The 26,404-nt window shown below is 30.9% G+C and carries 20 protein-coding genes; 9 read left to right on the plus strand and 11 right to left on the minus strand.

Annotated elements, in window-relative coordinates; genetic code table 11:
• Window positions 1-32 precede the first annotated feature (32 nt).
• Complete coding sequence (locus RSC72_RS10500) at window positions 33-1,622, minus strand: Na+/H+ antiporter (protein WP_332546818.1); 1,590 nt, start codon at window positions 1,620-1,622, stop codon at window positions 33-35.
• Between the two features lie 111 nt (window positions 1,623-1,733).
• Here RSC72_RS10500 and RSC72_RS10505 point away from each other — a divergent pair, with 111 nt between their 5' ends.
• The gene (locus RSC72_RS10505) at window positions 1,734-2,501 is read left to right on the plus strand and encodes a methyltransferase domain-containing protein (protein ID WP_332546816.1); all 768 of its coding nucleotides are present in this window, start codon (window positions 1,734-1,736) and stop codon (window positions 2,499-2,501) included.
• A 69-nt stretch (window positions 2,502-2,570) separates the two neighbouring features.
• Here the strand turns inward: RSC72_RS10505 and RSC72_RS10510 are convergent, their stop codons facing one another.
• The 4 genes from RSC72_RS10510 to RSC72_RS10525 are packed head-to-tail and all read right to left on the minus strand — an operon-like array spanning window position 2,571 to window position 6,477.
• Window positions 2,571-3,758: an aspartate aminotransferase family protein gene (locus RSC72_RS10510; RefSeq protein WP_332546814.1), complete on the minus strand. Its 1,188-nt coding sequence runs from the start codon at window positions 3,756-3,758 to the stop codon at window positions 2,571-2,573.
• A gap of 2 nt (window positions 3,759-3,760) precedes the next feature.
• Window positions 3,761-4,321 carry a hypothetical protein gene (locus RSC72_RS10515; protein ID WP_332546812.1) on the minus strand — a complete coding sequence of 187 codons (561 nt, stop codon included), beginning with the start codon at window positions 4,319-4,321 and terminating at the stop codon, window positions 3,761-3,763.
• A 38-nt stretch (window positions 4,322-4,359) separates the two neighbouring features.
• Entirely contained in the window at window positions 4,360-6,003 is a 1,644-nt protein-coding gene (locus RSC72_RS10520) for an OstA-like protein (RefSeq protein WP_332565968.1), read from the minus strand.
• Window positions 6,004-6,021: 18 nt separating this feature from the next.
• Window positions 6,022-6,477 (minus strand): Fur family transcriptional regulator, encoded by a 456-nt coding sequence (locus RSC72_RS10525; RefSeq protein WP_332547007.1) that lies wholly within the window; start codon window positions 6,475-6,477, stop codon window positions 6,022-6,024.
• 179 nt (window positions 6,478-6,656) lie between these two features.
• Here RSC72_RS10525 and RSC72_RS10530 point away from each other — a divergent pair, with 179 nt between their 5' ends.
• Both RSC72_RS10530 and RSC72_RS10535 read left to right on the plus strand, forming a co-directional pair.
• A complete protein-coding gene (locus RSC72_RS10530) occupies window positions 6,657-8,996 on the plus strand; it encodes an ATP-dependent helicase (protein ID WP_332565967.1) in 2,340 nt (779 codons plus the stop codon).
• 210 nt (window positions 8,997-9,206) lie between these two features.
• The gene (locus RSC72_RS10535; RefSeq protein WP_332546954.1) at window positions 9,207-10,673 is read left to right on the plus strand and encodes an alanine/glycine:cation symporter family protein; all 1,467 of its coding nucleotides are present in this window, start codon (window positions 9,207-9,209) and stop codon (window positions 10,671-10,673) included.
• 47 nt (window positions 10,674-10,720) lie between these two features.
• On the opposite strand, the gene RSC72_RS10540 is transcribed toward RSC72_RS10535, so the two are convergent.
• From RSC72_RS10540 to porU, 4 genes are all read right to left on the minus strand, one after another.
• A complete protein-coding gene (locus tag RSC72_RS10540) occupies window positions 10,721-11,128 on the minus strand; it encodes an OsmC family protein (protein ID WP_332546953.1) in 408 nt (135 codons plus the stop codon).
• A 15-nt stretch (window positions 11,129-11,143) separates the two neighbouring features.
• Complete coding sequence (locus RSC72_RS10545; RefSeq protein ID WP_332546951.1) at window positions 11,144-12,055, minus strand: pirin family protein; 912 nt, start codon at window positions 12,053-12,055, stop codon at window positions 11,144-11,146.
• Between the two features lie 114 nt (window positions 12,056-12,169).
• The gene (porV, locus tag RSC72_RS10550; protein ID WP_332546949.1) at window positions 12,170-13,393 is read right to left on the minus strand and encodes a type IX secretion system outer membrane channel protein PorV; all 1,224 of its coding nucleotides are present in this window, start codon (window positions 13,391-13,393) and stop codon (window positions 12,170-12,172) included.
• Between the two features lie 30 nt (window positions 13,394-13,423).
• On the minus strand, window positions 13,424-17,287 hold the full coding sequence (gene porU, locus RSC72_RS10555; protein ID WP_332565966.1) for a type IX secretion system sortase PorU: 3,864 nt from the start codon (window positions 17,285-17,287) through the stop codon (window positions 13,424-13,426).
• Between the two features lie 158 nt (window positions 17,288-17,445).
• Here porU and gldJ point away from each other — a divergent pair, with 158 nt between their 5' ends.
• Complete coding sequence (gene gldJ, locus RSC72_RS10560) at window positions 17,446-19,080, plus strand: gliding motility lipoprotein GldJ (RefSeq protein ID WP_442878297.1); 1,635 nt, start codon at window positions 17,446-17,448, stop codon at window positions 19,078-19,080.
• Between the two features lie 83 nt (window positions 19,081-19,163).
• Here gldJ and RSC72_RS10565 read toward each other — a convergent pair whose 3' ends face one another.
• On the minus strand, window positions 19,164-19,691 hold the full coding sequence (locus RSC72_RS10565; protein ID WP_332546973.1) for a GNAT family N-acetyltransferase: 528 nt from the start codon (window positions 19,689-19,691) through the stop codon (window positions 19,164-19,166).
• A 209-nt stretch (window positions 19,692-19,900) separates the two neighbouring features.
• On the opposite strand from RSC72_RS10565, the gene RSC72_RS10570 reads away from it, so the two are divergent.
• From RSC72_RS10570 to RSC72_RS10590, 5 genes are all read left to right on the plus strand, one after another.
• The gene (locus RSC72_RS10570) at window positions 19,901-21,184 is read left to right on the plus strand and encodes a UDP-N-acetylmuramoyl-tripeptide--D-alanyl-D-alanine ligase (protein WP_332578492.1); all 1,284 of its coding nucleotides are present in this window, start codon (window positions 19,901-19,903) and stop codon (window positions 21,182-21,184) included.
• 39 nt (window positions 21,185-21,223) lie between these two features.
• Entirely contained in the window at window positions 21,224-21,706 is a 483-nt protein-coding gene (locus tag RSC72_RS10575; protein WP_332547057.1) for a hypothetical protein, read from the plus strand.
• 152 nt (window positions 21,707-21,858) lie between these two features.
• Complete coding sequence (locus RSC72_RS10580) at window positions 21,859-22,908, plus strand: endonuclease (protein WP_332547056.1); 1,050 nt, start codon at window positions 21,859-21,861, stop codon at window positions 22,906-22,908.
• 94 nt (window positions 22,909-23,002) lie between these two features.
• On the plus strand, window positions 23,003-24,106 hold the full coding sequence (locus RSC72_RS10585; protein ID WP_332566443.1) for an endonuclease: 1,104 nt from the start codon (window positions 23,003-23,005) through the stop codon (window positions 24,104-24,106).
• Between the two features lie 444 nt (window positions 24,107-24,550).
• Complete coding sequence (locus RSC72_RS10590; RefSeq protein ID WP_332545775.1) at window positions 24,551-25,282, plus strand: MBL fold metallo-hydrolase; 732 nt, start codon at window positions 24,551-24,553, stop codon at window positions 25,280-25,282.
• Window positions 25,283-25,337: 55 nt separating this feature from the next.
• Here the strand turns inward: RSC72_RS10590 and RSC72_RS10595 are convergent.
• The coding region (locus RSC72_RS10595) for a hypothetical protein (RefSeq protein ID WP_332578493.1) at window positions 25,338-26,404 on the minus strand (1,067 nt) is incomplete at its 5' end.

Below are 26,404 nucleotides of genomic sequence, written 5' to 3' on the forward strand. Positions count from 1 at the left end.
ACATATTTATTGAAACTTAAACGAGAATAAAATTACACATAACGAATTCTTTCTTCTTCTAGATCTATTTGATGAATTTGTTGACGAATTAATTCTTCATTAATTTCAGGATTTTTATTTAATTCCTTTAAATAATCACGCTGAATTTCGAACATTTCTAATAAAACAATTTTTATATTATCATCAATCCAACGAATATCTTGTGAATTTACTTGATCTTCCCAATGTTTCAAAACACGCTCCATACCAGTATGTCCAATCCAATCTCTTTCATACTTTTCTTTAATATGTAAATAAACATGCTGTTTTAGATCTTTTTTAATTTGTAAATGCATCTCTGCATCTCCTTTTTCTTTTTCTAATTGTTCTAAGCCCAAAAATGGTTTATACTTATTTATTATGTAAGGTAATGTAAGACCTTGAATGACTAATGTTAAAAGTATGACAACAAAGGTTACAAATAGAATCAAGTTTCGGTACGGAAAAGGTGCTCCGTTTAACTGTAAAGGAATAGATAAAGCCGCTGCCAGCGAAACTACTCCACGCATCCCCGTCCATCCTAATACTAGAGGAGATAAAAGACTTCTTCTATTAAAATTCATATTACGGGCTACATGTGGTCGAAATACAATAGTCGAAAACATGGCTACATAAGAGCTTATAATTCGAGCAACTATCAAAACAATTGTAACAATAACACCATAAGCAATAGCAGTTTCTATCGGAATTCCGTTACTTTTTATTCCTGCTACAATTTCGGGTAATCCTAAACCAATTATAAAGAATACTAAACCATTTAATAAAAACACAAAACTTTCCCAAAAATTAAACCCTTTTAGTCGGCTACTGCTGCTCAAAAAATTTAATTGATTTGATGCCATAAACAATCCTCCACTTACAACTGCCAAAACACCAGAACAATGTGTTTCTTCTGCAATATAATACATAATATAAGGAACAATAAGGGTTAAAATAATGTCTGATGGCGCGTCTGTTGTTAATCTTTTATGTACTTGCATAAAAATCCAAGCGATTATTAAGCCGATACCTACACCGCCAATTAGCATCCAAACAAAATCAACAATAGCATCTTGCCAAAGAAACTGTCCAGTACCAACAGTAACTAATGCAAATCTTAAAATAATTAATGACGAAGCGTCATTCAATAAACTTTCACCTTCTAATATTGCTGAAGTAGATTTCGGTATTTTCACAAATTTTGTAATTGCACCAGTACTTACTGCATCTGGAGGAGAAACAATACCTCCTAATACAAAACCTAATGCAATACTAAATCCCGGAATAATATGATTTGAAACTATTGCTACTAGAAAAGCTGTAAAAAGAACAACTAAAAAGGCAAAACTTCCAATAATACGCCACCATTTTTTCATTTCTTTTAAAGAAACATTCCAAGATGCTTCAAATAATAATGGAGGTAAAAAAATAAAGAATATTAAATCAGGATCAATATGAAGCATAGGTAATTCTGGAATAAAACTAATTCCTAAACCAGCAATTACAAGTAATATTGGATAAGCAATTTTTAATTTATTCGCCCAAACATTTAATAATACAATTAAAACAATAATTGTAAAAAAGAAAGGTAAATTCTCAATCATAGCAGAGTTGGTTAGTTAGGTGTAAAAATAATCTAATTTTTAATTCATTTATAATCCAAAAAATTCTTTAACACAAAAAGAAATTGATTAAATTTAATATAAAATTACATTATGCCTTGGAATCCAGAAATCTATAACACCTTCAAAAGTATTCGTTATCAGCCATTTTATGATTTAATAAGCCTCATTTCTGATGAAAATTTAAATAATTGTGTAGATGTTGGTTGTGGTACTGGTGAGCAAACTGCTATTTTATCAGAAAAATTTAAACAAGCAAGTTTTTTAGGAATTGACTCGTCAACGGAAATGTTAGAAAAATCGAAAGATTTAGAGCATGAAAATCTACGTTTTGAGCAAACAACGATTGAAGAATTTGCTGATTCTGATTCTAAATATGATTTAATTTTCAGTAATGCAGCTTTACAATGGTCTGATAATCATGTCGAATTGTTTCCAAAATTAATTTCGAAACTGAATGATAATGGTCAATTTGCTATTCAAATGCCTTGTCAAAAGGAAAATATTTTGAATATTATTTTAAGTGAACTTGTACAAGAACAACCTTATTCGGATTTTCTGAGTGGTTATCATCAAGAATCACCTTTATTAAGCATTGATGAATATGTAAAAATTATGTTTGATGAAGGTTTGAAAGATTTGAATATCAGTTTGCGTGTGTATCCAATTTATGCTAATAATGAAACTGAATTGTATAATTTTATTTCTGGATCAGCACTAATTCCTTACATGGAAAGGCTTACGGTACATGAGCAAGAACTTTTTGTGAAGGAATTTCTACGACGAATCAAAAATTATTTTGAGCCATTTCCTGCAATTTATTCATTCAAAAGATTATTAATTTACGGAAGAAAAAAATAAATTTAAAACAACAAAAGACAATAAGTAAATCACAGATTGTCTTTTGTTTATATTATTTTAATTCAAGTTTTAATTTAAATCATCTAAAACAGATTTTAAGATTGTACAACCTTTTATAATATCTTCATCAGAAATATTAATTGGAGGTGTAATTCTTAAATTCTCTATACTATACATCAAGAAGAAAAGTATTAAACCGCGATTCATACATTCTGCTTGTACTTTTATTGTATATTCTGGTGAAGATAATTCTGGAGCAAGCATCAAACCTTTTCCATGTATTGTTTTAATTTTTGGATGTTGAAGATTTTCTCTAAACAATTGCTCTTTACGGTCAATATCTTCCATCAATTTTTCATCCTCAATAACATTCAATAACTCTAAAGAAGCCGCTGCAATAACTGGGTTTCCACCAAAAGTTGTAATATGTCCCAATTGTGGATTTTGTTTTAGCGATGACATAATTTTATTGGACGTCATAAATGCACCAACAGGTAAACCGCTAGCCATTCCTTTTCCCATTGCCACAATATCTGGTACAATACCAAAATGTTCGAAAGCAAATAATTTTCCTGTTCGCCCGAAACCTGGCTGTATTTCGTCCATTATCAGCAACGCGCCAACTTCCTCACAACGATTTTTTAGTTTGATAAAGAAATCATTTTCTGGTAAACGAAAACCTGAAGCTCCACGAATACTTTCTACAATAACACCAGCAGTTTCTGTTGTAATTTTTTGTAAATCAGCTTCGTTATTAAAATCAATAAAATAAACTTCTGGCAACAATGGTCGGAAAGCTGACTTTTTTCTTTCATCACCAGAAACACTCAACGAACCGTGTGTATTACCGTGATATGCATTTCTGAAAGATATTAATTGCTGACGTCCCGTAAAACGTTTTGCTAATTTCAACGAAGCCTCTACTGCTTCTGTACCAGAATTTACCAAATAAACTTGTTCTAAACCTTCTGGCGTTAAATCGACCAAACGTTTGCACAATTCTACTGGTTTTTCTTGCGCATATTCACCATAAACAGCGACATGCATATATTTGTTTACTTGATTTATAATTGCTTGATTAATGCGTGGGTGACTGTGTCCTAACGTATTTACAGAAACGCCTGCTACAAAATCAAGATAGGCTCTTCCATCCTTTCCGTAGATATAAGAGCCCTTTGCATAATCAACTTCAAAACCAGACGCAAAATTTGTGGTTTGCGCCTGATATGTGAAAAATTCTTCTTTTAATGTTCCCATTATTATTTTAATAATAAAAATACACCAACGCCGCCTAATGCATAAGCTGCAACTGTAAGCGCATCTGATTTACCTTTTGAAAATTTTCTGATTTGAACATCAGAAATATCATTTTTATGAAATTTTAATTCTTCTTTTTTTCCTTTTACAACTGCATATAGCGTGTCAGCTTTCCACTGCTTTGCTTCTATTGTATATTGTTTACCCTGCACATCAACTTTATAAAATTTGTTTTCTTTTATAATATCAGTCATTTTGATTGTTGATGGATCAATTACAGGCTTTTCCTTATTTATATTTTGTTCTTTTTTTAACAAAGCTTCTTTCACAAGCGCTTCTTCATCTACTAATGCATTAGTATTGTTAAATGAATTTTGATTTGCTGGCGTTCTTTGTTTACGCGCTTCTGCCATTTGATTTGCTTTACCTCTCCTATTCTCATTAGGATTAGTCGTAGTTTCTTTAGCTAATTCGAGAGCGTATTCTTCTGGATCGAAAGCTTTATACGTATAACAACTTGTAAAAAATAAGGTAATTGCAAGAAATATGTAGTTTGTTTTCATGTGTCGCTTTTATGGTTAACGATTAAAATCAAAAAAGATTATTTTGATTCGACAAAAATATCTCTCCATTTGTTTAATCGTTCACTAATTCTCCACTTAAAATTGGGTAAATAACGTATTTCATCTGGAAATTGTGATAAAGGATACATTTTTCCATCAGATTTTATGCGACATGCAACCAATTCTACATCTTTACCAACAACATCAACTTCTATAATTCCACAATACGAAATATTAGCACCATAACGTTCTTTCTTTTTCGTTTTGGCATCTGTATCGTCCATATAAGTTAGTGCAACAGCATTTTCTTCTACATTTACAAAATCAATTTTATCATCATGAAATAATACTGTTAAATATTTCCCTTTTATTTGATGAAATTCATTGTCGATCAAAGAATCTACTTTAGCAATTACAAAAGCATTATTAAACACCTTTAATGAATCCATTTTATTGGTTTTCATATTGGTATATACTTCCATATAATCTCCAGTCACTTGATTATCTCCTGACCAAAGTATTGGATCTTTGTAAAATTGCATGATTCCTTTTGTTTGATTAAAAACCAAAGAATCTGCTTTTCCATTTGCATTCGATTTATAGAAACGTGCTTTATGAAAAGCTTTTATAAACGAAGTAGAATCTACATCGTGACGTTTTACAGCCAACAAAGTATCCGCACTTATATATAAAGAATCTTTATCAAAAGCCTTTACTGCGTAAGCATTTTTGGTTACATAAGCTGAGTCTAAATAACGAAAAGCTTCACCATAATCTCCACGTAAAAAACGTTTTTCTTTTGGATCATCTAAAAAAACATCACCTTCTCCTTTTCCAAAACCAGTTTTATCATTAAAATATAATTTCTTAGCAGTAAGTGTTTTATCTTGATAGTATACTTTCGAATTATTTCTTAACCAAGCTTCTCCTGTTTTTTTATTAAAATCACCATCAGATGTAATAATATATTGAGAAGGATCATTGCGACGTGTTATTTTAGAATAATCTCGGAAAGTTGTAATTCCAGTCAAATCATTCGTTGTCATTTTCCTAGAATAAATCGTATAATCTTTATTCGTAATGAAAACCTCTGATCCAAAATTTGCAGATTTTGATTTGATATTGTACACAACATTTCGTCCTTCGACCAATGTTCCATCAGATCCAATCGTTTTATATGTATCGTTAACAATAATATTTCCTGTTAAACGCTCATAAATTATTTTTTCTGAACTAATTTGCTGTGTTGGTGTCTTAACTTCAACTTTTCCAATTCCTGTCGCTATTTCAGTTGTTTTATTATATTCCATATAATCAGCTGTAATACGAGAACCTGGATCTGTTAATACAACATTTTTGAACGCTTTTGCGATAGTTGTATTCCCATCATATTCCATTTTATCAGCTGTTATTGTTTTGTCTTTACTCACCAAACGAGCATTAGACCATACAACAGTCAAATTTTTATCTTGGTATAAAACAGCACTATCCGCATAAACCAAATCACCTTTGTACTCGATAACAACGTTTCCAGTTAAAAACTGATTTCCTTCATATTTCTTAGGATCACGCTCTATTAAATCTGCGTGCTGAAGTTTAGCTTTTACTTTTACGGATTTCTGTTGTGCAAATAAACTTATCGTTAAAAGACAAGTTAAGAGTATTGAAATTTTAAATTTCATTTCAATTGTTAGCTTGTATTATGACTTGTTTTTTTTTGTTCCGTAGAAATACAACGAGTGATTATCAATTTTGATATCAAAAACTTCTTCAATCGTTTGTTTAATTATTTGAATTCGAGGATCACAAAATTCCAATACTTCTCCTGTATCAGATAAAATAATATGATCGTGATTCTTATCAAAATAAGATTTTTCATAATGAGCTTGTTGATCTCCAAACTGATGTTTACGTACCAATTTAGCATCCATTAACAACTCAATTGTATTATATAAAGTAGCACGGCTAACGCGATATTTCTTGTTTTTCATTTTGATATACAACATATCTATATCAAAATGATCATCTGTAAAATAAATCTCCTCTAAAATAGCGTAACGCTCAGGTGTTTTACGATGTCCCTTATCTTCCAAGAAATTCGTAAACACTTGTTTTACTACCTCATAATTACTTGATTTTACTGATTCCTCTGTCATATAAAAAATTTGTGTAAATATAAGGATTAATAATTTATCAAATCAACGATATCTTTCCTAAATATTACTAAAATTCTATTATCTGATAACATAATTCTATAATAAAGTATAATTCAACAACAAAAAAATTAAGGTAAATATATTTTATCCTTTACGTACAAAGTTTAACTTTGCACACGATGGAAGAAAATTATTTGGAAAAACTGAACGAACCGCAGCGATTGGCTGTAGAAGCTACTGAAGGACCAGTTATGGTGATTGCAGGTGCGGGTTCTGGAAAAACGAGAGTTTTAACATATCGAATTGCACATTTACTACACAAAGGTGTAGATGCTTACAATATATTGTCTTTAACATTTACCAACAAAGCGGCTCGTGAAATGAAAGAGCGTATTGGTACTGTTGTGGGTGATTCTAATGCAAAAGCCCTTTGGATGGGTACCTTCCACTCTGTTTTTGCGCGTATTTTGCGTGTAGAAGCTCCACTTTTGGGTTATCCATCAGATTTTACAATTTACGATCAACAAGATGCTGTTTCGGTGATGACGAAAATTATCAACGAGATGAATCTGGATAAAGATATTTACAAAGCCAAACAAGTCTTAGGTCGTATTTCTCAATACAAAAATAATTTAATCACAGTTCGTGCTTACCATAATAATCAAGCTTTAATAGAAGCTGATAATGAAGCGATGAAACCTCGTATGGGCGATATTTACAGAGCTTATGTAGACCGTTGTTTCAAATCTGGCGCAATGGATTTTGATGATTTGTTATTGCGTACAAACGAAATTTTGACTCGTTTTCCTGAAGTTTTAGCTAAATATCAAGAACGTTTCAAATACATCATGGTAGATGAGTACCAAGATACCAATCATTCACAATATTTGATTGTGAAAGCTTTGGCTTCTCGCTACGAAAATCTTTGTGTTGTTGGAGATGATGCGCAGTCTATTTATGCGTTTCGTGGAGCAAATATTCGTAATATTTTATCATTCAAAACAGATTATCCTGACGCAAAATTATATCCATTAGAGCAAAATTATCGTTCGACACAAATGATTGTTGAAGCTGCTAATCAAATCATTAAACATAATCAAGACCAGATTGAAAAAAATGTTTGGACATCTAATGAAACAGGTGAAAAAATAGCTATTTACCGTGGTCTTTCTGATGCTGATGAAGCGAGATATATTGCAACGCAGATTTGGGAAAGACAGATAAATGAACATCTACAACCAAAAGATTTCGCTATTCTATATCGTACAAATGCGCAATCTCGTGCGTTAGAAGAAGCTTTACGCAAAAGAGGTATTAGTTACCGTGTTTTTGGTGGAACATCTTTCTATCAGCGAAAAGAAATAAAAGATATGGTTGGTTATATGCGTTTATTAATCAATCAAAATGATGAAGAAGCTTTGTTGCGTACCATTAATTATCCGGCAAGAGGAATTGGTCAAACAACAATTTCTAAATTATTAGTCGCTGCAGATCAATATCAAATGTCTTTGTTTTCTTTGTTAGAAAACATTGCGATGTATGCGCCAAATATCGGAATTAATGCAGGTACAGCCAATAAACTGAACGATTATGTGTTGATGATAAAACGTTTTCAAGTCATGTTAAAATCACATGATGTGTACGAAGTTACGATGGAAATGGCCAAAACAACGCAATTGTTGAATGCATTAAAAGAAGACTCTACACCAGAAGGAGTTTCACGATTAGAAAATGTACAAGAATTGTTAAACTCAATTCAAGGTTATGTTGAAGAACAAAGACAATTAGACGAAGGAGATTCATCTCTTGGTGGTTTTTTAGAAAATATTGCACTTGCAACGGATGCCGATAACGAAGATGATGATAACAACAAAGTAAATTTGATGACCGTGCATTTAGCAAAAGGACTTGAATTTCCTATTGTATTTATAGCTGGTTTAGAAGAAAATTTATTTCCGTCTATGATGAGTGTAAACACGCGTGCAGAACTTGAAGAAGAACGACGTTTGTTTTATGTAGCGTTAACGCGCGCAGAAAAAGTAGCTTATATGACGTATTCTGTTTCTCGTTTTCGTTGGGGAAAAATTATTGATTGTGAACCTTCTCGATTTTTAGAAGAAATTGACGACGATTTCTTAGACTGGAAAAATCTAAATATTTCGGCAAGAGCGTCTAATAATAGTGGTTTATCCGCAGATTTATTTGGAGATGAACCTACTCCACAACAATATCAACAACGAGAAAAAGCTGTACCTAGACAAAATCCTAGAGCGAGAGTTGAACCAGCTCAGCCAAAAGCAAATTTCAAACCTGTTGCAACGACTAAAAGTTCTGGAAATAATCTTGCAAATTCACAAGGATTAGAAGTTGGTCAAGTGGTTGTTCATGATCGATTTGGTAGAGGAATTGTAAAAGATTTACAAGGCGAACCAAGTGATATGAAAGCTGTAATTCACTTTGATAATGCTGGTGAAAAGAAATTATTATTAAATTTTGCGAAATTAAAAATAATACGATAACATCATAAAAAGACACTTCTATTGAAGTGTCTTTTTTATTTTAAATCAATTAGTTAGTCATATTCATTTAAATAATAAAATTAATATAGTAACAACATCACTATAAAGAAAATACTCTACTCTATTATTTAAGATTCATTTTTAATACGTCTTTATTAAAAATATTTTAGCATTTTAGCACAAATTAAACACTAAAACACTTTTTTACACATGGACGAAATTATTCACGCCGTCAACGGTTATGTCTGGTCTTATGCATTAATAGGACTTTGCGCAATAACAGGTATTTACTTTTCTATTCGAACAGGATTTTTACAAGTCGTTTATATCAAAGATATGGTTCGCTTACTTTTTAGTGGTGAAAAATCGGACAAAGGAATAACTCCTTTTCAAGCTTTTTCTTTGGCTATTTCTGGTCGTGTCGGAACAGGAAATATAGTTGGTGTAGCTACCGCTATTGCAATGGGCGGGCCTGGCGCAATTTTCTGGATGTGGTGTATTGCATTCTTAGGAAGTGCTTCTGCATTTATAGAATCTACTCTAGGACAAGTTTACAAACAAGAAATTGATGGAGAATATCGTGGTGGACCTTCATATTATATAGAAAAAGGGTTAGGTATAAAATGGTACGCCGTTTTATTTGCTGTAATTACAATTCTTAGCTGTGGATTATTGTTACCAGGAATACAATCAAACAGTATTTCTTCTGCTTTGAATAATGCCTTTCAAATTCCGAGTTTAAATTTTATTGGATTTGAAATTAATTTAGTTGGAATCGCAATTATTTCTTTATTAGGTTTAATTATTTTTGGAGGAGTAAAACGTTTGGGACAAGCATCAGAATTCATTGTTCCTTTTATGGCAGGCGCTTACATTCTTATGGCTTTAGTAATTATTGGTATGAATTTTAGCGAAATTCCATCTGTTTTGAAATTAATATTTTCTTCAGCATTCAATCAAGAATCTCTTTACAGTGGAGTTTTTGGTTCTGCCATTGCGTGGGGAATAAAACGTGGAATTTACTCAAACGAAGCAGGTCAAGGAACAGCTCCACATGCAGCCGCAGCGGCAGAAGTTTCGCATCCAGCACAACAAGGTTTAGTACAAGCATTCTCTGTTTATATTGATACTTTATTTGTGTGTACGGCAACTGCTTTTATGATTTTGTTTACAGGAAAATACAATGTAAATCATCCAACAGAAGCAAATAAATTTATTACAGAAAATTTACCAGGAACAGATTATACAGGCTTTACACAAGCAGCCGTTTCTAATCATTTTCCAGCTTTTGGAGATAGTTTTGTTGCAATTGCGTTATTCTTTTTCGCTTTTACTACTATTATGGCTTATTACTATTATGCTGAAACAAATATTATGTACATTTTTAAAGATGGGAACAAAAAATTATATGTTTGGTTATTGCGTATTGGCTTTTTATTAGCAACTTATTACGGCACAATAAAAACAGCGGAAACAGCTTGGGCAATTGGTGATATAGGTGTTGGACTAATGGCTTGGGTAAATATTATTGCAATTTTATTATTGAGTAAAACAGGACTGAAAGTTTGGAAAGATTACAAACAAAAACGTGAAAAAGGAATTGAAAATCCTGATTTTAATCCATCTGAAATTGGAATTAAAAATGCAGATTTTTGGGATAAAAAATATTCTAAATAACACAAAAAAAGCCTCTAAAATATTTAGAGGCTTTTTTATGGATATTATTATGGAGCAACAAATTCTATTGTTGTTTCAATTTCATGACCACGTTCTAAGATTTTATGAATAGGACATGAATTCGCTACCTTTAATAATCTTGTTTGTATTTTTTCTTCGAAATTCCCTTCAATTTTTATATGACGTTGAAATTTGATTGGTTCTGTTGTTGTTACTTCAAAATTCACATCAACCTCAACTTTTTTATAATCAAACTCCTTGAAATTCATATACATTTGCAGTGTAATAGACGTACAAGATGCAAGTGACGCACCAAGTAATTGACTTGGTTTTGGAGCTGTGTCTAAACCTCCTTTATCTACTGGCTCATCTACAATAAATTGATGATTTCCTACATCAATATTCGAAATATAATTCTTATCCGTCGATACGGATATTGCATTTATAGTATTCATTTTTTATTTTATTTATTAATCCTTTTTTTCGCCTCCACTAGGTCTTGCATTAATTTGCGCTGGTGGAATTGGAACATAATCATCATCTTCTGGCACCTTAGGAAACTTGTGATTAATCCAATCTTGTTTTGCTTTTTCTATTTTTTCGCTAGAAGAACTTACAAAATTCCAGAAAATAAAACGTTCTTCTGGTAATGCATCTCCTCCAAAAATATAAACTGTTGTTCCAGCTTTCATTTCAAATTCACAAAGTTTTGCATCTTTTGCAACTAACAATTGTTTCGTTCCATAAGTTTCTCCTCCGTCTACAATTTCTCCTTCTAATACATATAATGCAGATTCTCCGTATAAATCTTTACCAATTGAAAGATTAAAATCATTTTCTGCTTTAATTTCAATAAGATATAGCGGAGAGTATACTGGTACAGCAGATTCATGTTCTCTAAATTTACCTGCAATTAATCTATATTGAGCATTTTCGTCCGACCAAGTAGGTAATTTATCTTCTGATACATGTACAAAACTTGGCTCTATATCTTCTAGTTCTTTTGGTAAAGCAACCCAAATTTGCAAACCATGCATTGTTTTTTCTGTAACACGTAAATAATCTGGTGTTCTTTCGGAATGTACTACACCTTTTCCTGCTGTCATCCAGTTTACTGCACCAGGTTTTATTTCTAGTTTAGTTCCCAAACTATCGCGGTGCATTACAGCTCCCTCAAACAAATAAGTTAACGTTGATAAACCGATGTGTGGATGAGGACCAACATCAAGGTTTTCGTAATCTTTCAATTTTGTTGGTCCCATGTGATCGATAAATACAAATGGTCCGACATGTCTTTTTTGACGAAAAGGTAATAATCTACCTACTAAAAAATTGCCTATATCAGCTGCTTTTTCTTCTAATATTAATCCTACGTTTGACATTTTATTTTTTTATAAAATTAAATTTAAGTTTGGTTTTAAAACTTGACATAAGTTAATAAAAAAAAGAGGTTAACCAATGGCAAACCTCTTTTTATGATAATTTTTAACTATATTTTAATAATCGTAATTATTTTGTGTTTCTCCACCGAAATTCCAAGCAATACCAAAACGCAATGTATTTTCTAATGCATTGTTTGTGTCTGACATTGGAATTAAGTATGATGCGTTAAATGCAAAAGCATTGTATTTAAGTCCCAAACCTAATGTAAGATGTTGACGATCTCCTTTCATTGGGCTTTCGTGGAAATAACCTGCACGTACAAATAATGCATCGTTATAAGAATATTCCGCACCAATAGAGTACGCAATTTCTTTTAACTCTTCGCTTCCTCCTCCTGGTGCATCACCAAAAGAACCAAACATACTCTCCATAACTCCTTTATTAGGAATATCTCTTACAACTTCATATGTTCCGTCTTCTTTTTCCTCTACTCTAACGTCTGGTGTAGGCACTAATAATTTAGAAAATTCTGTTGTAATTCCTACTTTATTGTAATCATCAAACTTGAAATCATAACCAACTCCCAAACGTAATGTTGTTGGTAAGTATGATGCATTATCTTCTGAATTTGAATAGTCTAATTTTGGACCAATGTTAGAAATTTGGAAACCTCCACGTAATTTTCCTTCGAAGTTATTGGTATCCATTGTTTCAGATTGGTAATAACCAGCTAAATCTACAGCAAATGTGTTAGCAGCTTGTACTGTACCATCACTAATTCCGTTGAATAAATCTGAACGAATAAAACGTCCTGTTACAGCCATCGAGTAATTATCTGTTAAGCGTAAACCATACGATAAGTCAATAGAGAATTCGTTTGGTTTTGCCATTCCATTAGATACAATTTCATTGTTTACACCAAGACTATTTAGTTCGATTTCTCCCATATTAAAATAGTAGATACTCGCACCTAATGTACTACGCTCATCTTGTCCTAAAAATGTGTAATACGTTGCATTTAATAAGAAAACATCGCTTGTTAACGAAGTCATATAGGGTGTATACGAAAAGGCTACTCCCGAATAATCTTGTGCAAATGAATATTTTGCAGCATTCCAGAATTGAGAATAATTATCAGCAGATGTCGCAACACCTTGATCTCCTAAACCTCCTGCGCGTGCGTCTGGAGAAATTCTTAAGAATGGAGCTCCAGTCAAAATTGGATTTGGAAGTTTTAATTCATCTTTCAAAGCACTTTCTGCTTCTGCCTGTGTACTATATTGTGCATACGAAAAAGCCGATGCTAAAATCAATAAGCTTGCGGTAATTTTTTTCATTCGTTTATTATTGATTATATAAATTTATTATTATTTTAAAATTACAAGTTTTTCTACAGCTGCAGCAGAACCTTTACAAACAGATTCGTCCACACCTTTTACATTAACTTTGTAAATATAGACTCCTTTTCCTATTTTATCACCAAAATCGTCCAAACCATCCCATTCTATCGCATATTTTCCGGTACGATAACCTTCTCGGAAAGGTTCTGCAGAAACTGTTTTGCGTACAGTTTTTACTAATTTACCCGAAATTGTAAAAATCTGTACCATTACATCTAACTCAGAATCACAGTTATGTTCGAAATGGAAATAGGTATTTTTTGTAAATGGATTAGGCCAATTTAACAACTTATCGATGTGTAATTGTCCCGTTCCGTTTTCCATTACTACAAAGTCTAACGTTGTTGTATTGGAATTATTGTTGATGTCCCAAAATTTAAGATTTACGGTATGTTGACCAAGTTCAAGATTTTTTAATTGATACATGACTTGACCTTTTTGATAATCTTCGAAATTTTTGTTGACACATGGATTGGCATCGCCACCGTCATAATACTCATTCAACACATAAGCATCTTGCACTTTACCATCTATTGTTGCTACGATGTCGTGACCAATACTAGATCCTGTTGCGTTAATTCCTGTATTATCTGTCAAACAACCTACCAAATACGGTGAACGATCTGTAATTCCACCATCTGCAAAATGTAAATTGTTCATGTATAATTTACCTTGTGGGCGTTCATCGTCATTTAAACCTTCTTCATTAATTCCTTCCATAGAAACTGGTTCTAATGCAGAAGCATCTTTTCCATCTTTTTCGTCCCATGCATAAAATTTTATTTTACGATCGCCAGCTTCATAATTTATATCTTTTGGCACATAAAATTGAATAGTAAACTCACCATTTTCTACTTTTCCAGTTCCTTTATATATTGTTTTATTTTCCGTCTCGAAAGTATCAGTCCATCTTTCTAAGTATTTATTCGTCTGTTTTTTATCAAATAGGCTTATTGAGATTTTACCATTAAAGTTAGCGTCAATAGTAGAAGAATTTAACTGATTAATATTACCTTTAATTGTTACAAAATCTAAAGCTTGCATTATTCCTCCGTTTAATATATCTACATCTTTTTTATTATTAATACTTGTAATAATAATTTTTTGTTTGGGACGATGAACCCCTAACATTGGATCTCCAAGAATACTAACTTTTTTATTATCACTATCATTTGAAGGGAAATTCACTTTAACATTATTTAGAGCATGTCCTATTGATTGATTTTCTAATACATCTTTTCTAAAAAATTCTTGTATTAAATATCCATTCATTGACTTTCCATAACCTGAGTCTATAGGACGATTCGTTGTAATCATTGCTAATGCACCTCCATTAAAATTTTTTAGCATAGCCTCTCCTGCAGAATTGTATTGTGGTAAATCCCATACTGTAAAATCACACGTAACAGTACATACAATTGGTAAACGAGAATAAGCTGCATTAAAATTAGATAAACCTGTTAATTCTTCAGCTGTTAATATACGCTCTTGTGACCAACTACGAGGTCCTCCATGACCATAATACATTACAAAGTTAGAACCTAACTCTATTGAATTTAAAATTCCCTGATTAACAGTTGGGTAACGAAGACCTGCAGATGTACCTTCGGATTGATGAGCTGAAGTATAAATCTTATTAACAGTATAAAGTAAATTTTCTTCTTTATCAAATTCTTTACTTATTTTTTTATCAAAATCAGGATTATCAACTGTATTAATCGGAACATCACTACCACTAACAAATGTTACTTTCGTACGCCAATCTCCATAAGACATCCCTTTTCCTTGAACCTTATCATAATATGAAATTATTTTATCTACTAAAACTTTAGCTTCTAATGTATTTGCTGCAGAAATACGGCCTACAGCAATATCAAACCAATTCGCATCATAAGCATAAATTCCATCTACATTGTTTGATAACATTTTTACATCATCAGACAACATCGCAAAATAATCATCTGTTGCAATTGCACCATCAATATTAAGAGAAGGTTCATCCGTAAAAGTTGGAAGATAAGTTGTAAATTCTTTTACTCTATTTTTTGGATCATAAGTTGTCGCACCAAATAATACTCCATATTCTAAATCTAGGTTATTATTATCTTTTAGAAATTTAAAAAAATCTCGAATTGCAATCGGATCTTGAGATCCAGATGAAAAATCATTATAAACCTGATCTGTCGTTACAACAGCAACTTCTATATTATCATGTGTTTTTCTGAATTGAGCCAAATGGTTCGCTTCTTCTATAAATTTTGGATGCGTAACAATAACATATTTGAGATTACTTAATGAGCGTATATTTTGATTCGGAACTCGTCCAACATAATCTATTGTTGTAAAAGCATTTTCATCTTTAAATGCAATAAACTCATTTGGTAAAATTGTTTGATATTTATATCCTGTTCCTTCTGGTTTTATGTTTGATATTTGATGAATATCAGCAACATTCCAGACATTTACATTAGACGAATTTTGAAGTGTAAAAGCATTAACTCCACTATTTGCAGCAGTTTCTAAAAAACGAAATGTAAACTGTTCGTTATTATAAACTAAATTATCTTTAAAACGAAGTTGTAAATAATCTAAAAATCCTAATCCTGACGGATTTGCTCCATTAGATGTTACAGAAATATCTATTGTATTCGAAGTAAGTGAAATTGGTATATCTTTCTGGACTCTAGTAAACGCAGAATCACCCAAAACTCCAGTAAAACTTTGTCCATTAATACCAATCGTAAAACCATTACTATTCGCATTTTTACCAACCAATGAATATCTCAGAAAAGCCTCACCTCCATTTACAATAGAATTAGCTTTAAATGTTTTCTTGAAACCTCCATTTACGGCTAAATTTTCACCAACCCAAATTTGTCCTAATCCATTTAGATTAATCGAATCTTTTTCGTGAAACTGTAAATTATCAAATTGAGAATATGTTTTTACAGCACTTCCCGAAATTGAAGAATCTCCTACTCGTTTTCCATTTTCACCTTCATAAGAAATAAAATAATAAGCATAGTCATCGTAAAGATTATAACGTAATTTTATATCATTTGCTGTTGTAGACTCATCTCTATACCATTGATGTGGACCTTTTGCATAAAAAATAACATAATCGCTATTATCAAATCTACCATCTTCGGAACCAACAAATTTTATTGGAATTTCACTTAATGCACCTACTCTATCATTGGTTGTATTTTCCATCAAACGACCTTCTCCGTTTCCGTATACTTTTAATTTACGTGGATCAAGATTTGTTGGAATACCATTTTTCGTAAAAAAGTTTCTATCTAATTTAAAAACACCTCCTTTTGATACCTTTATTTTAAACCATTCTCCTTTTTCTAATACACTTTTTGTCGAATTATCGATTAATTTTCGAGAACTTTTCTTTAGTGTATTCGATTTTTGAACAATTGAAAAAGATTCAACCTTCAAAATTTTATTGTTTTGTTTAACAAATGGAGAAACTTTAACAACCAATTTTTGTTGTCCTTTTTTATCTATAATAGAATAATATGTGTAGCTAATTTGCTCTTTTATAGAAGAAGTATCTAAATCGCCCAATTCATTTCCAATCTCGCGATACTGCACATTTGTAACTTCAGCCTCTCGATTAGAAGAACTTAACTCTACAATAAACTCTGGAAGAAAATAACTTCCAATCGAATAATTTTCTTTATTCGAAAAGTACGGAACATTAACAGTTGTACCATTCGTTAAAGAAATTGTTTGATTATTCTCCCAATTTATTTTGTAAGTTTGACTAAATAAATGAGGAAATTGAAATAAAGCTGCGGCTAAAATAAAATATTTCTTCATGTCAATTAAACGCTATTTTGACAAATATATTTTCAATTGTAAAATAAAAAAAAGTTTCTTGCGTTACAGATAAGAAATAAAGCATTTTTTCGTTGTAAGATTAATGTCAAATGCTTTTATTTGCATTAAATTTAATATTTGAAAACCAGAAATATTCTATGAAAATGAATAAAGGACGTATTTTTTCTCTTGCTCTTGCAGCCGTTACTATGAGCGTATTCATGGGTTGCGCAAGCAGTTCAGGTAAGAAAAAAGGAGGTGGAACAAAAAATTTCACAAGCCGTACAGGTTGGAAACCAAACGACAGTAAAGGTTGGTTTTTTTCAGGTAAAAAGAAAGAAAATATCAAGGCATGGCCTGGTATGGTTTTTATCGAAGGTGGTTCATTTACCATGGGTATAACTAAAGATGATGTGTTACATGACTGGAATAACTCTCCTGTTCGTATGCAAGTAAAATCTTTTTTTATCGGAGAAACTGAGGTAACAAACTATGAATATAAGGAATATTTAACTTGGCTAAAAGTTGTATTTCCTCCAGAAGATACGCAATACAAAGATATCTATAATGGAGCTTTACCAGACGAAACGGTTTTCAATAATCAATTGTCTCGTGATGATTTTTCGACAGAAAATTATTTGTTTTCTCCAGAATTTAGCTACTATCCAGTAGTTGGTATTTCTTGGTTACAAGCAGTTAATTACACTGATTGGTTAACAGACCGTGCAAACGAAAAAGCATTAATGGCTAAAGGAATTCTATCTAAAGATTATTATTCTAACGAAGAATATAATTATGGTAGTAAAACGTTTAGTGCAGAGCAATATAAATTAGGAGATACGAATGTAAACGAAGCAATAGATTCTACTAAGATTATGAGAGCGAATCAAATCAAATCTCAAAATCAACGTATCTTAAAAGCTAATCGTGCTACTGGATCTTTAGAAGTTCAACCTTTCCGTTTACCAACAGAAGCAGAATGGGAATATGCGGCTTTAGCTTTACCTGGAAATCGTGAGTACAACGAATACAAAGGAAAAGAAGTTGCACAAAACAACTTAAGAACTGTAAAAGGAGCTCAAAGAGGTCAATATTTAGATAACTTTAAACAAGGTCGTGGAGATTACTCTGGTATTGGTGGATTTGGAAATGATGGTTCTGCAATCACAAGTGATGTAAGAAAATATCCATCTAACGATTTCGGTTTATACGGTATGTTAGGTAACGTTGCTGAATGGGTTTCTGATGTTTATCGTCCTATTATTGATGAAGAAGCAAACGACTTCAACTACTATCGTGGTAATGTTTTCAAAAAGAATATTGACAACGGACAAGGTGGTTTCGAGAAATTTGACGAAACAAATGTTGAATATGATACATTAGACAACGGTCGTTTAGTATACAAAGGTTTACCTGGAGCATACAAAAAAGAAGTTGAGTACGATTTAACAAATTACCGTGACGGAGATCCAAATTCTTCTCTTAATCCAAGAGTTGAAGAAGGAAAATCTGCAGACGGTGCAACAGAAGATATGTATAATGCACCTCAACGTAAATTTAGAGTTGACGAAAAAGGTCGTGTTATTTTAGAAAAAGATACGCAAAAACGTACTTCTGATATTTCTGATGAAACTCGCGTTGTAAAAGGTGGGTCTTGGAAAGATCCTATTTATTGGATTGACGCTGGACAAAGGCGTTACTTACACCAAGCACAAGCAACAAACTGGATTGGTTTCCGTGTAGCACAAGAATACTCTGGTAGTTTCGAATCTAAACGTAAACGTAGAGGATAATTATCCTTTCTAGATATAATATAAAAAATAGCGATGAAAATTTCATCGCTATTTTTTATTATTATTTATTTTATTTTGAATTATTAGCTCATTTTCAAAGACCAATCAATCACATCTTCGTTTTCATAAATTGGAGAAAACCCAAGTTTTTTCAAAAGATTAATAGACTCTACATTATCCGAAAAACATTTTGCTGTTATTTCTCTTACAATTTCTTGAGAAAAAGCCCAACGAATTAATTCTCTCGAAGCTTCTTGCGCAAAACCTTTACCTCTTTCTTCTGTAATAATTCCGTAACCAATATCAACATTCTGAAATTCAAAATTGTAACCTTTAAAACCTACATCTCCTATTATTTCTCGTGTATCTTTCTTAATGATTAACCACGATTCAAAACCTGTCACATAATCATTAATAGATAATTTTCCTATAATTTTGGGTATTGTATCCATTACATCAAGGTCTGGCCAACTTTTTCCACGTTTATAACCTTGCTCATAAAGCAATTCATAATCATTATATAAAATATTTTCGCAAATATCTTGTGTAAATGGAATAAGAATCAACCGCTCTGTCTCTAATTTATTTATCTCTATCTCTTTTATTTTCATTTTTTCCTAGCACTGATATAAAGTCGACAATGTAGTGATTTTAATATAACAGACTTGTATACAAAGATTAATATCATACTGATTTTTCAATAAATTTTAAGGTTTTATTTTTTAGAACATTCATACTCAAAATACTATTGTAAATTTAAAATTTCGATGTATAATACTTTATATTTGCATACAAATAAATTTATCTATTTTTCAGATTCATGACAACAGCAGAACTATTCGAACAATTTTTAAAATCGAAAACAGTTACGACAGATACTCGTAATATCTCAAAAGATTGTATCTTTTTTGCTCTAAAAGGTGCAAATTTCAATGGAAATACATTTGCCCAAGAAGCAATAAATCAAGGTGCGCGTATAGCAATTGTTGATGAAGCAGAATTTGAAAATCAAACAAATAATATATTTTTGGTTGATGATGCCTTAAAAACTTTACAAGATTTAGCCAAAACATATCGCAATTATCTCAAAATACCATTTATAGGTTTAACAGGATCTAATGGTAAAACAACTACAAAAGAATTAATTTCTGCTGTTCTAAAAGAAAAATTCAGAACACATTATACATTCGGAAATCTAAACAACCATATTGGTGTTCCGTTAACTATACTTTCTATTCCAGAAAACACAGAAATTGCAGTCATAGAAATGGGCGCGAATCATCAAAAAGAAATCGAACTATTGGCTTCTATTTCTCAACCAGATTTTGGTTATATTACCAATTTCGGTAAAGCTCATTTAGAAGGTTTTGGAGGATTTGAAGGTGTTATTAAAGGTAAATCTGAATTATATGATTATCTAAAATCTGCAAATAAAATAGCTTTTATTAATGCAAATGATCCTATTCAAGTCGAAAAAACAATAGATATAAAACAAATTACTTTTTCGGATCAAAATAATGCAGATTATCAAATTGAATTACTTGAAAATAAACAAGAATATTTAGCCGTTAAATATCAAAATTTAGACATACAATCTCATTTAACAGGAAATTATAATTTCAGTAATATTTCGTGTGCAATTGCAATTGGTTCATATTTCGGTATTGATTCTGATTTAATCAAACAAGGGATCGAAAATTATTATCCATCAAACAATCGTTCACAAATTATAGAAAAAGAAAACTATAAAATTGTAATGGATGCTTATAACGCAAATCCAAGTAGTATGGAGGCTTCTCTAAATAATTTCGCAAAATTTGAAGGCTCAAAAACTATTGTTATAGGAGATATGTTTGAACTTGGTGAAGAAAGTAAAACCGAGCATCAACGTATTTTAGAATTAGCTGAAAGCCTAAATTTTAATCAAATTTATATCTTAGGTCTTCATTTTAAAGAAACAAACGCAACAAATACAAATGTTGTAAAATTTGACAATCGTCAATCTTTTGAAGAATTTTTAAAAAATAATGCCATAAATTCCCAAAATATTTTGATAAAAGGATCTCATGGTATGCGTCTTGATTTATTGGAAACACTAGTATAAATTATTATGGTAAAAAATTTTTGCTTAATTACTTTTTTAATGGTTTTTAGCTTCTCTAATGCACAATCGTTGATTGAGTGGAGAAAAGATATAAAACTAGATTATACTAATTTCAAGAAAAAACCAAATCAAATCAAAACACCTCAAGGTTATTTAGATTCTAAACTTGGTTGGCAAATCGCAGAAACAGATGGAGAAATTCCACAATTAAAAGTTTTTAATCGTTTTGATGAATCAAATTCATGGGTTTCTATGAAACACGAAGGTATTTTACAAGAAATGCAGTTACAATTTGATTTGTCAGAATTATATGCACGTAAATTAAGAAAAGATTTTAAAGATTTACAAATAAAAAAGGTAATAGACAAAGATTCGTATCGTTCAAAATTTATTTTAGAATCAAGCAAATTTCAGAAAAGACTGGCTAAAATTGCGGGTGTTTCATTAAATCAACCAGGTTTACACAAACTCTTGAACAAACAAATACAAGATTCTCTAATTATCTACGAATCGTACAAATAATATCATAAATGAGTTTTATCATGTTTTAAAATGAATTTTAATCAAAAAAATATCATATATTATGAATTATGTTTAATTAATTGAAATTTTACAATTAATTAATTTTTACTCTTCTTTTTATATATAAATTTGTAGCCTTTTAAAATTACATTATGAAACAAATTTCTACAATTTTATTTTTTGCTGCATGTTTTACTGGGCTTGCGCAACAACCTTATTACAACAGTATTGATCTAAATTTGAAAGGTCAAGAGCTAAAAAAAGAATTAACAACGCTTATCACAACTACACACAAAAAACAACTTAGTTATGGAGAAGTTTGGGATGCATTAAAAGTAACTGATTTAGATCCTACGAACTCTACACGTGTTATCCAAATTTATGGATACAATAAAAACTCTACAACAAGTGATGATGCTTATTACAACTCTGTAAACAATAATGGTGGTGGAACAACACAATGGAACAGAGAGCACACCTATGCAAAATCTTTAGGAACACCTAATTTAGGAGAAGCTGGTCCTGGTGCAGATGCACATCATTTAAGAGCTTCTAATGTTAAAAGAAACTCTACAAGAGGAAGTTCAAAATTTGCAAATGGTTCTGGAACTTCTAAAAATGTTTCTGGCGGATGGTACCCTGGTGACGAATGGAAAGGTGATGTTGCACGAATGATGATGTACATGTATCTTAGATACCAAACACGTTGTTTACCTGCAGGTGTCGGAGTTGGTAGCACTAGTCAAACATCGGATGGTATGATTGATTTATTTTTGAAATGGAATTCAGAAGATCCTGTTTCTCAAATCGAAATTCAACGAAATGAATATTTAGGAAATTCGGCAAATAAATTCGCACAAGGAAATAGAAATCCATTTATTGACAATCCATATTTGGCAACTGTTATTTGGGGCGGACCTGTTGCAGAGAACAAATGGGAGAAGTTAGGAACTGATGATAACTACATCGAAGTTAAAAATACAATTAAAACTTACACAAAAAATAATAGCATTTTAATTGCTTCTACTGATGATACTGTTGCAAGTATCCAGATATTTAACTCATTTGGACAACTTGTTCGTTCATACGATAATACAAGAAAATTAAAAACAATTGAGCTACAAAATTTTGAGAAAGGTATTTACATTATAAAAATTAATGGAGCTACTTATTCTACAAATAAAAAAGTAATTGTTAAATAATTAAATATCATTAAAATAAATAATTAAATAGAGAATTAAGTTATATTTTTTTGTAACTTGATTTTCTATTTTTTTAAATTAAATTAATAATTATATGAAAAAAATATTTTTACAAATTAGTTTATTTTTAGCAGGTACAAGCCTTTATGCACAAGCTCCTGCTAATTATTACAACACTGCAACTGGAGAAAAATTTGAATTGAAAACCCAATTGTATAATATTATCAAAGGTCATAGTACAAAATCTTATGATGCATTAAAAGGTTTGTATAGACAAACCGATAGTAACAATGGATTTCAAGATAAGTATAATGAAAAAGATAATACTATTTTTGACATCTATTCAGAAAATACGAACGGAAAAGATCCTTATAATTATATACCTGGTCAAAAAGAATGTGGTAATTACAGTGTAGAAGGAGATTGTTACAACCGCGAACATCTTATCCCACAAAGTGTTTTTAATCAAGCCTCTCCAATGGTATCTGACCCTCTTCATATTTGGCCAACAGACGGTAAAGTGAATGGAGTAAGAAGTAGTTTTCCTCATGGTGTTGTGAATAATCCTACAACGACATCAAAAAATGGTTCAAAATTAGGACCAAATGTCAATTCAGGTTACTCTGCAGGTTATTCAGGAACAGTTTTCGAGCCAATTGATGAATTTAAAGGAGATATTGCACGTGCATATTTTTATTTTGCAACACGTTATCAAGAAAATGGAATCCAAGGATGGAGCTATGCAATGTTCAACGGAACAAAAGATAAAGTATTTACAGATACTTTTCTTAAAATATTAATGACATGGCATTTACAAGATCCTGTTTCTCAAAGAGAAACGGACATCAATGATTTGGTTTACAAATATCAAGGAAATAGAAATCCTTTTGTCGATCATCCAGAATATGCGCAAAAAGTTTGGAATGTTACTTTAGCTACTGATGATTTTGTTTATCAAAAACGTGATGATGTTAAAGTTTACAATAAAACAACTCGTTCTGTTGTCGTTAAATTAGAGAATAATCAAAAATCAATTCACAAGATTTCAGTTTTCAATTTAAATGGACAATTAGTTAACGAAGTTCAAAATTCTACACATCAAAAAGAAGTAACTGTAGATTTCAAAACTCCTGGAGTTTACATTATAAAAGTTGTAGGTCCAGAAATGGAAATCAACAGAAAAGTGGTTATCAAATAATCAATATAAAAAAAGCCTTCATTTTTTAAATGAAGGCTTTTTTATTTTAGTAATAATCGTAATCTTATTAATCATGATTAATATTCTTTTTATAGAAAGTTAATCCATATAAAAATAATGGAATTCCAATTATTACCATTAACAACACAAATAATTTTAACATAATATAAAAAAATCTTATACTTTCTAATACTATTTTAAATGTACAAAAAATATTATTATATCCAACAACTAAATAACGAATTTTATATTAAATATTTAATTTTTATACAAACTACGTAATAATAAATAAAAATAAATAAAGTAAATTCAATAATTTAACAATATTGTTAATAAAACGAATACAGCAAAAACACACTCTTTTTATCAATAAAATGACAATGATTATGAATCTTTTTCATTCAAAAAAAGGATAAACAATTACCTTTACTAAAATTTTTCGAAATGAGAATTATTCCCTTGCTAGAAGGAGTTTATGAAGTAAGTACAAAGAAAGATTTTCATTATATAGATCCTAATTTGACCAATATCAAACCAAAAGAAGGTTATTATTTGACTGTTCGGCCATTTTTAGTGCAAATAGGTAATGAAAATATTTTGATAGATGCAGGATATGGAACTGAAGAAGATTGTGAATCTATTTTGATTAGAAAATTAAAAGAAAATGGGCTCAATTCTTCAGCTATCACAAAAGTTTTGATTTCGCATTTACACAAAGATCATGTCAATGGAATTGGTTCTTGGATTGGAGATGAATTTGTATGTAATTTTCCAAATGCCAAAATTTATATTCAGCAAAAAGAATATGACTATGCAATAACACAAAACAATAATTCATACAATTATGAACGATTAAAGAAGTTGAAAAACTTTAAAAACATCGTTTGGATGAATGAAAATGAAGGTGATATTTCGGATCATATTCATTTTAAAGTTACTGGAGGACACGTCCCTTTTCAGCAAGTTTTTTGGTTAAAAGAAAACAACGAAATTGTTTTTTACGGTGCAGATAATTTACCTCAACTAAATTACTTGAAATATCATGCCGCTTTCAAAAATGATGTTGATGGACATAAAGCAATGGAAGATCGTTTACAATGGGAAGAACAAGCTAAAAATGAGCATTGGAAAATACTATTTTATCACGGAAAACGTACAGAATCAAAACAATTTTAGATATTTTAAACAAAAAATCCAATCAGTTTACTTCTGATTGGATTTTTTATTTAATTTATAATAAGATCATTGCTTGTATTGTAAACATATCATCCGATTTTTTAGGTTGATCAAAAGCATGTTGATATTCAATAGAAATTTTAGCATTTTGACCATCAATATACCAGTTCCCTCCCACTTTTAACTCTTTTGCTGGTTCTACCAATCCTTTAAAATCACGATGAGAATAACCAATATAAGGCTGAATACGATTTCTGAATTTAGACTCGCCTTCTTTCATATTTTTAGGCAATAAATAACCAACATGACCAGAAAACTGATCGCCATCCCCTACTACATTTCCTTGTAAATATTTCTCGCCCATATCAGATTTTTGATATTTAGCATAAGCTGTAATAGATGAATTTTCGCCAATTGGTGTATCATAAAAAGCATCAACTGCGAAATGTGTCACATCTTCTCCAATTAAATCATCCGTATTATCTTTTCTTACAATTGCATTACTTTGATTAAAGAAACCAGCACCAATATTAAACACTTTTTTTGCACCTAAATATGTTCCTACACGATATGGAAGAACATTAGATTCTTGATCTAAGAATTGATAATCAAAATAACCCGAAATCGCATATTTTCCTTCACCAAGAATTGCTTTTCCTAAATATTTTTCTTGTCCGTTTTGTAATTCTGTTGTTGCATTTCCGTCTAGCGTATTTGTAATAGCATCACTTATTGCCAAACGATAATTTAGTTTTCCTATTCTACCCTTTGCAAATATTCCTAAATGATTTGTAAATTGATCAGATAATCCAAGTGTAGACCAATCTGCACGATTATTATCTAACGTTAACATATTTATAGAGCCCTGACCATTTCCTCGAGAAATTCCTCCAAAATTATGTACACCAGCACCAATTGCTAAATTATCTGTTACTTTATATTGTAAAAACATTTCATGCAAAAAAAATGTAACATCTGTGCTTTTTCCCATCGGAGAAAGATTGTTGTCATAAATACCATTTGCACCAAAATGAGTTAAAATCATAAATCGGTCGTTAAGCTGAGAATAGACTAAAACACGTGCTCTTTTAATAGAAAATCCATCATTTACATTTTTACCTT

Origin of the sequence: Algoriella sp., from assembly GCF_036647415.1 — a bacterium.
Taxonomy (GTDB): domain Bacteria; phylum Bacteroidota; class Bacteroidia; order Flavobacteriales; family Weeksellaceae; genus Empedobacter.

Coding starts and splice junctions, on each gene's coding strand:
- RSC72_RS10500 (WP_332546818.1), bottom strand. CDS start 1,622: ATGATTGAGAATTTACCTTTCTTTTTTACAATTATTGTTTTAATTGTA.
- RSC72_RS10505 (WP_332546816.1), top strand. CDS start 1,734: ATGCCTTGGAATCCAGAAATCTATAACACCTTCAAAAGTATTCGTTAT.
- RSC72_RS10510 (WP_332546814.1), bottom strand. CDS start 3,758: ATGGGAACATTAAAAGAAGAATTTTTCACATATCAGGCGCAAACCACA.
- RSC72_RS10515 (WP_332546812.1), bottom strand. CDS start 4,321: ATGAAAACAAACTACATATTTCTTGCAATTACCTTATTTTTTACAAGT.
- RSC72_RS10520 (WP_332565968.1), bottom strand. CDS start 6,003: ATGAAATTTAAAATTTCAATACTCTTAACTTGTCTTTTAACGATAAGT.
- RSC72_RS10525 (WP_332547007.1), bottom strand. CDS start 6,477: ATGACAGAGGAATCAGTAAAATCAAGTAATTATGAGGTAGTAAAACAA.
- RSC72_RS10530 (WP_332565967.1), top strand. CDS start 6,657: ATGGAAGAAAATTATTTGGAAAAACTGAACGAACCGCAGCGATTGGCT.
- RSC72_RS10535 (WP_332546954.1), top strand. CDS start 9,207: ATGGACGAAATTATTCACGCCGTCAACGGTTATGTCTGGTCTTATGCA.
- RSC72_RS10540 (WP_332546953.1), bottom strand. CDS start 11,128: ATGAATACTATAAATGCAATATCCGTATCGACGGATAAGAATTATATT.
- RSC72_RS10545 (WP_332546951.1), bottom strand. CDS start 12,055: ATGTCAAACGTAGGATTAATATTAGAAGAAAAAGCAGCTGATATAGGC.
- porV (WP_332546949.1), bottom strand. CDS start 13,393: ATGAAAAAAATTACCGCAAGCTTATTGATTTTAGCATCGGCTTTTTCG.
- porU (WP_332565966.1), bottom strand. CDS start 17,287: ATGAAGAAATATTTTATTTTAGCCGCAGCTTTATTTCAATTTCCTCAT.
- gldJ (WP_442878297.1), top strand. CDS start 17,446: ATGAAAATGAATAAAGGACGTATTTTTTCTCTTGCTCTTGCAGCCGTT.
- RSC72_RS10565 (WP_332546973.1), bottom strand. CDS start 19,691: ATGAAAATAAAAGAGATAGAGATAAATAAATTAGAGACAGAGCGGTTG.
- RSC72_RS10570 (WP_332578492.1), top strand. CDS start 19,901: ATGACAACAGCAGAACTATTCGAACAATTTTTAAAATCGAAAACAGTT.
- RSC72_RS10575 (WP_332547057.1), top strand. CDS start 21,224: ATGGTTTTTAGCTTCTCTAATGCACAATCGTTGATTGAGTGGAGAAAA.
- RSC72_RS10580 (WP_332547056.1), top strand. CDS start 21,859: ATGAAACAAATTTCTACAATTTTATTTTTTGCTGCATGTTTTACTGGG.
- RSC72_RS10585 (WP_332566443.1), top strand. CDS start 23,003: ATGAAAAAAATATTTTTACAAATTAGTTTATTTTTAGCAGGTACAAGC.
- RSC72_RS10590 (WP_332545775.1), top strand. CDS start 24,551: ATGAGAATTATTCCCTTGCTAGAAGGAGTTTATGAAGTAAGTACAAAG.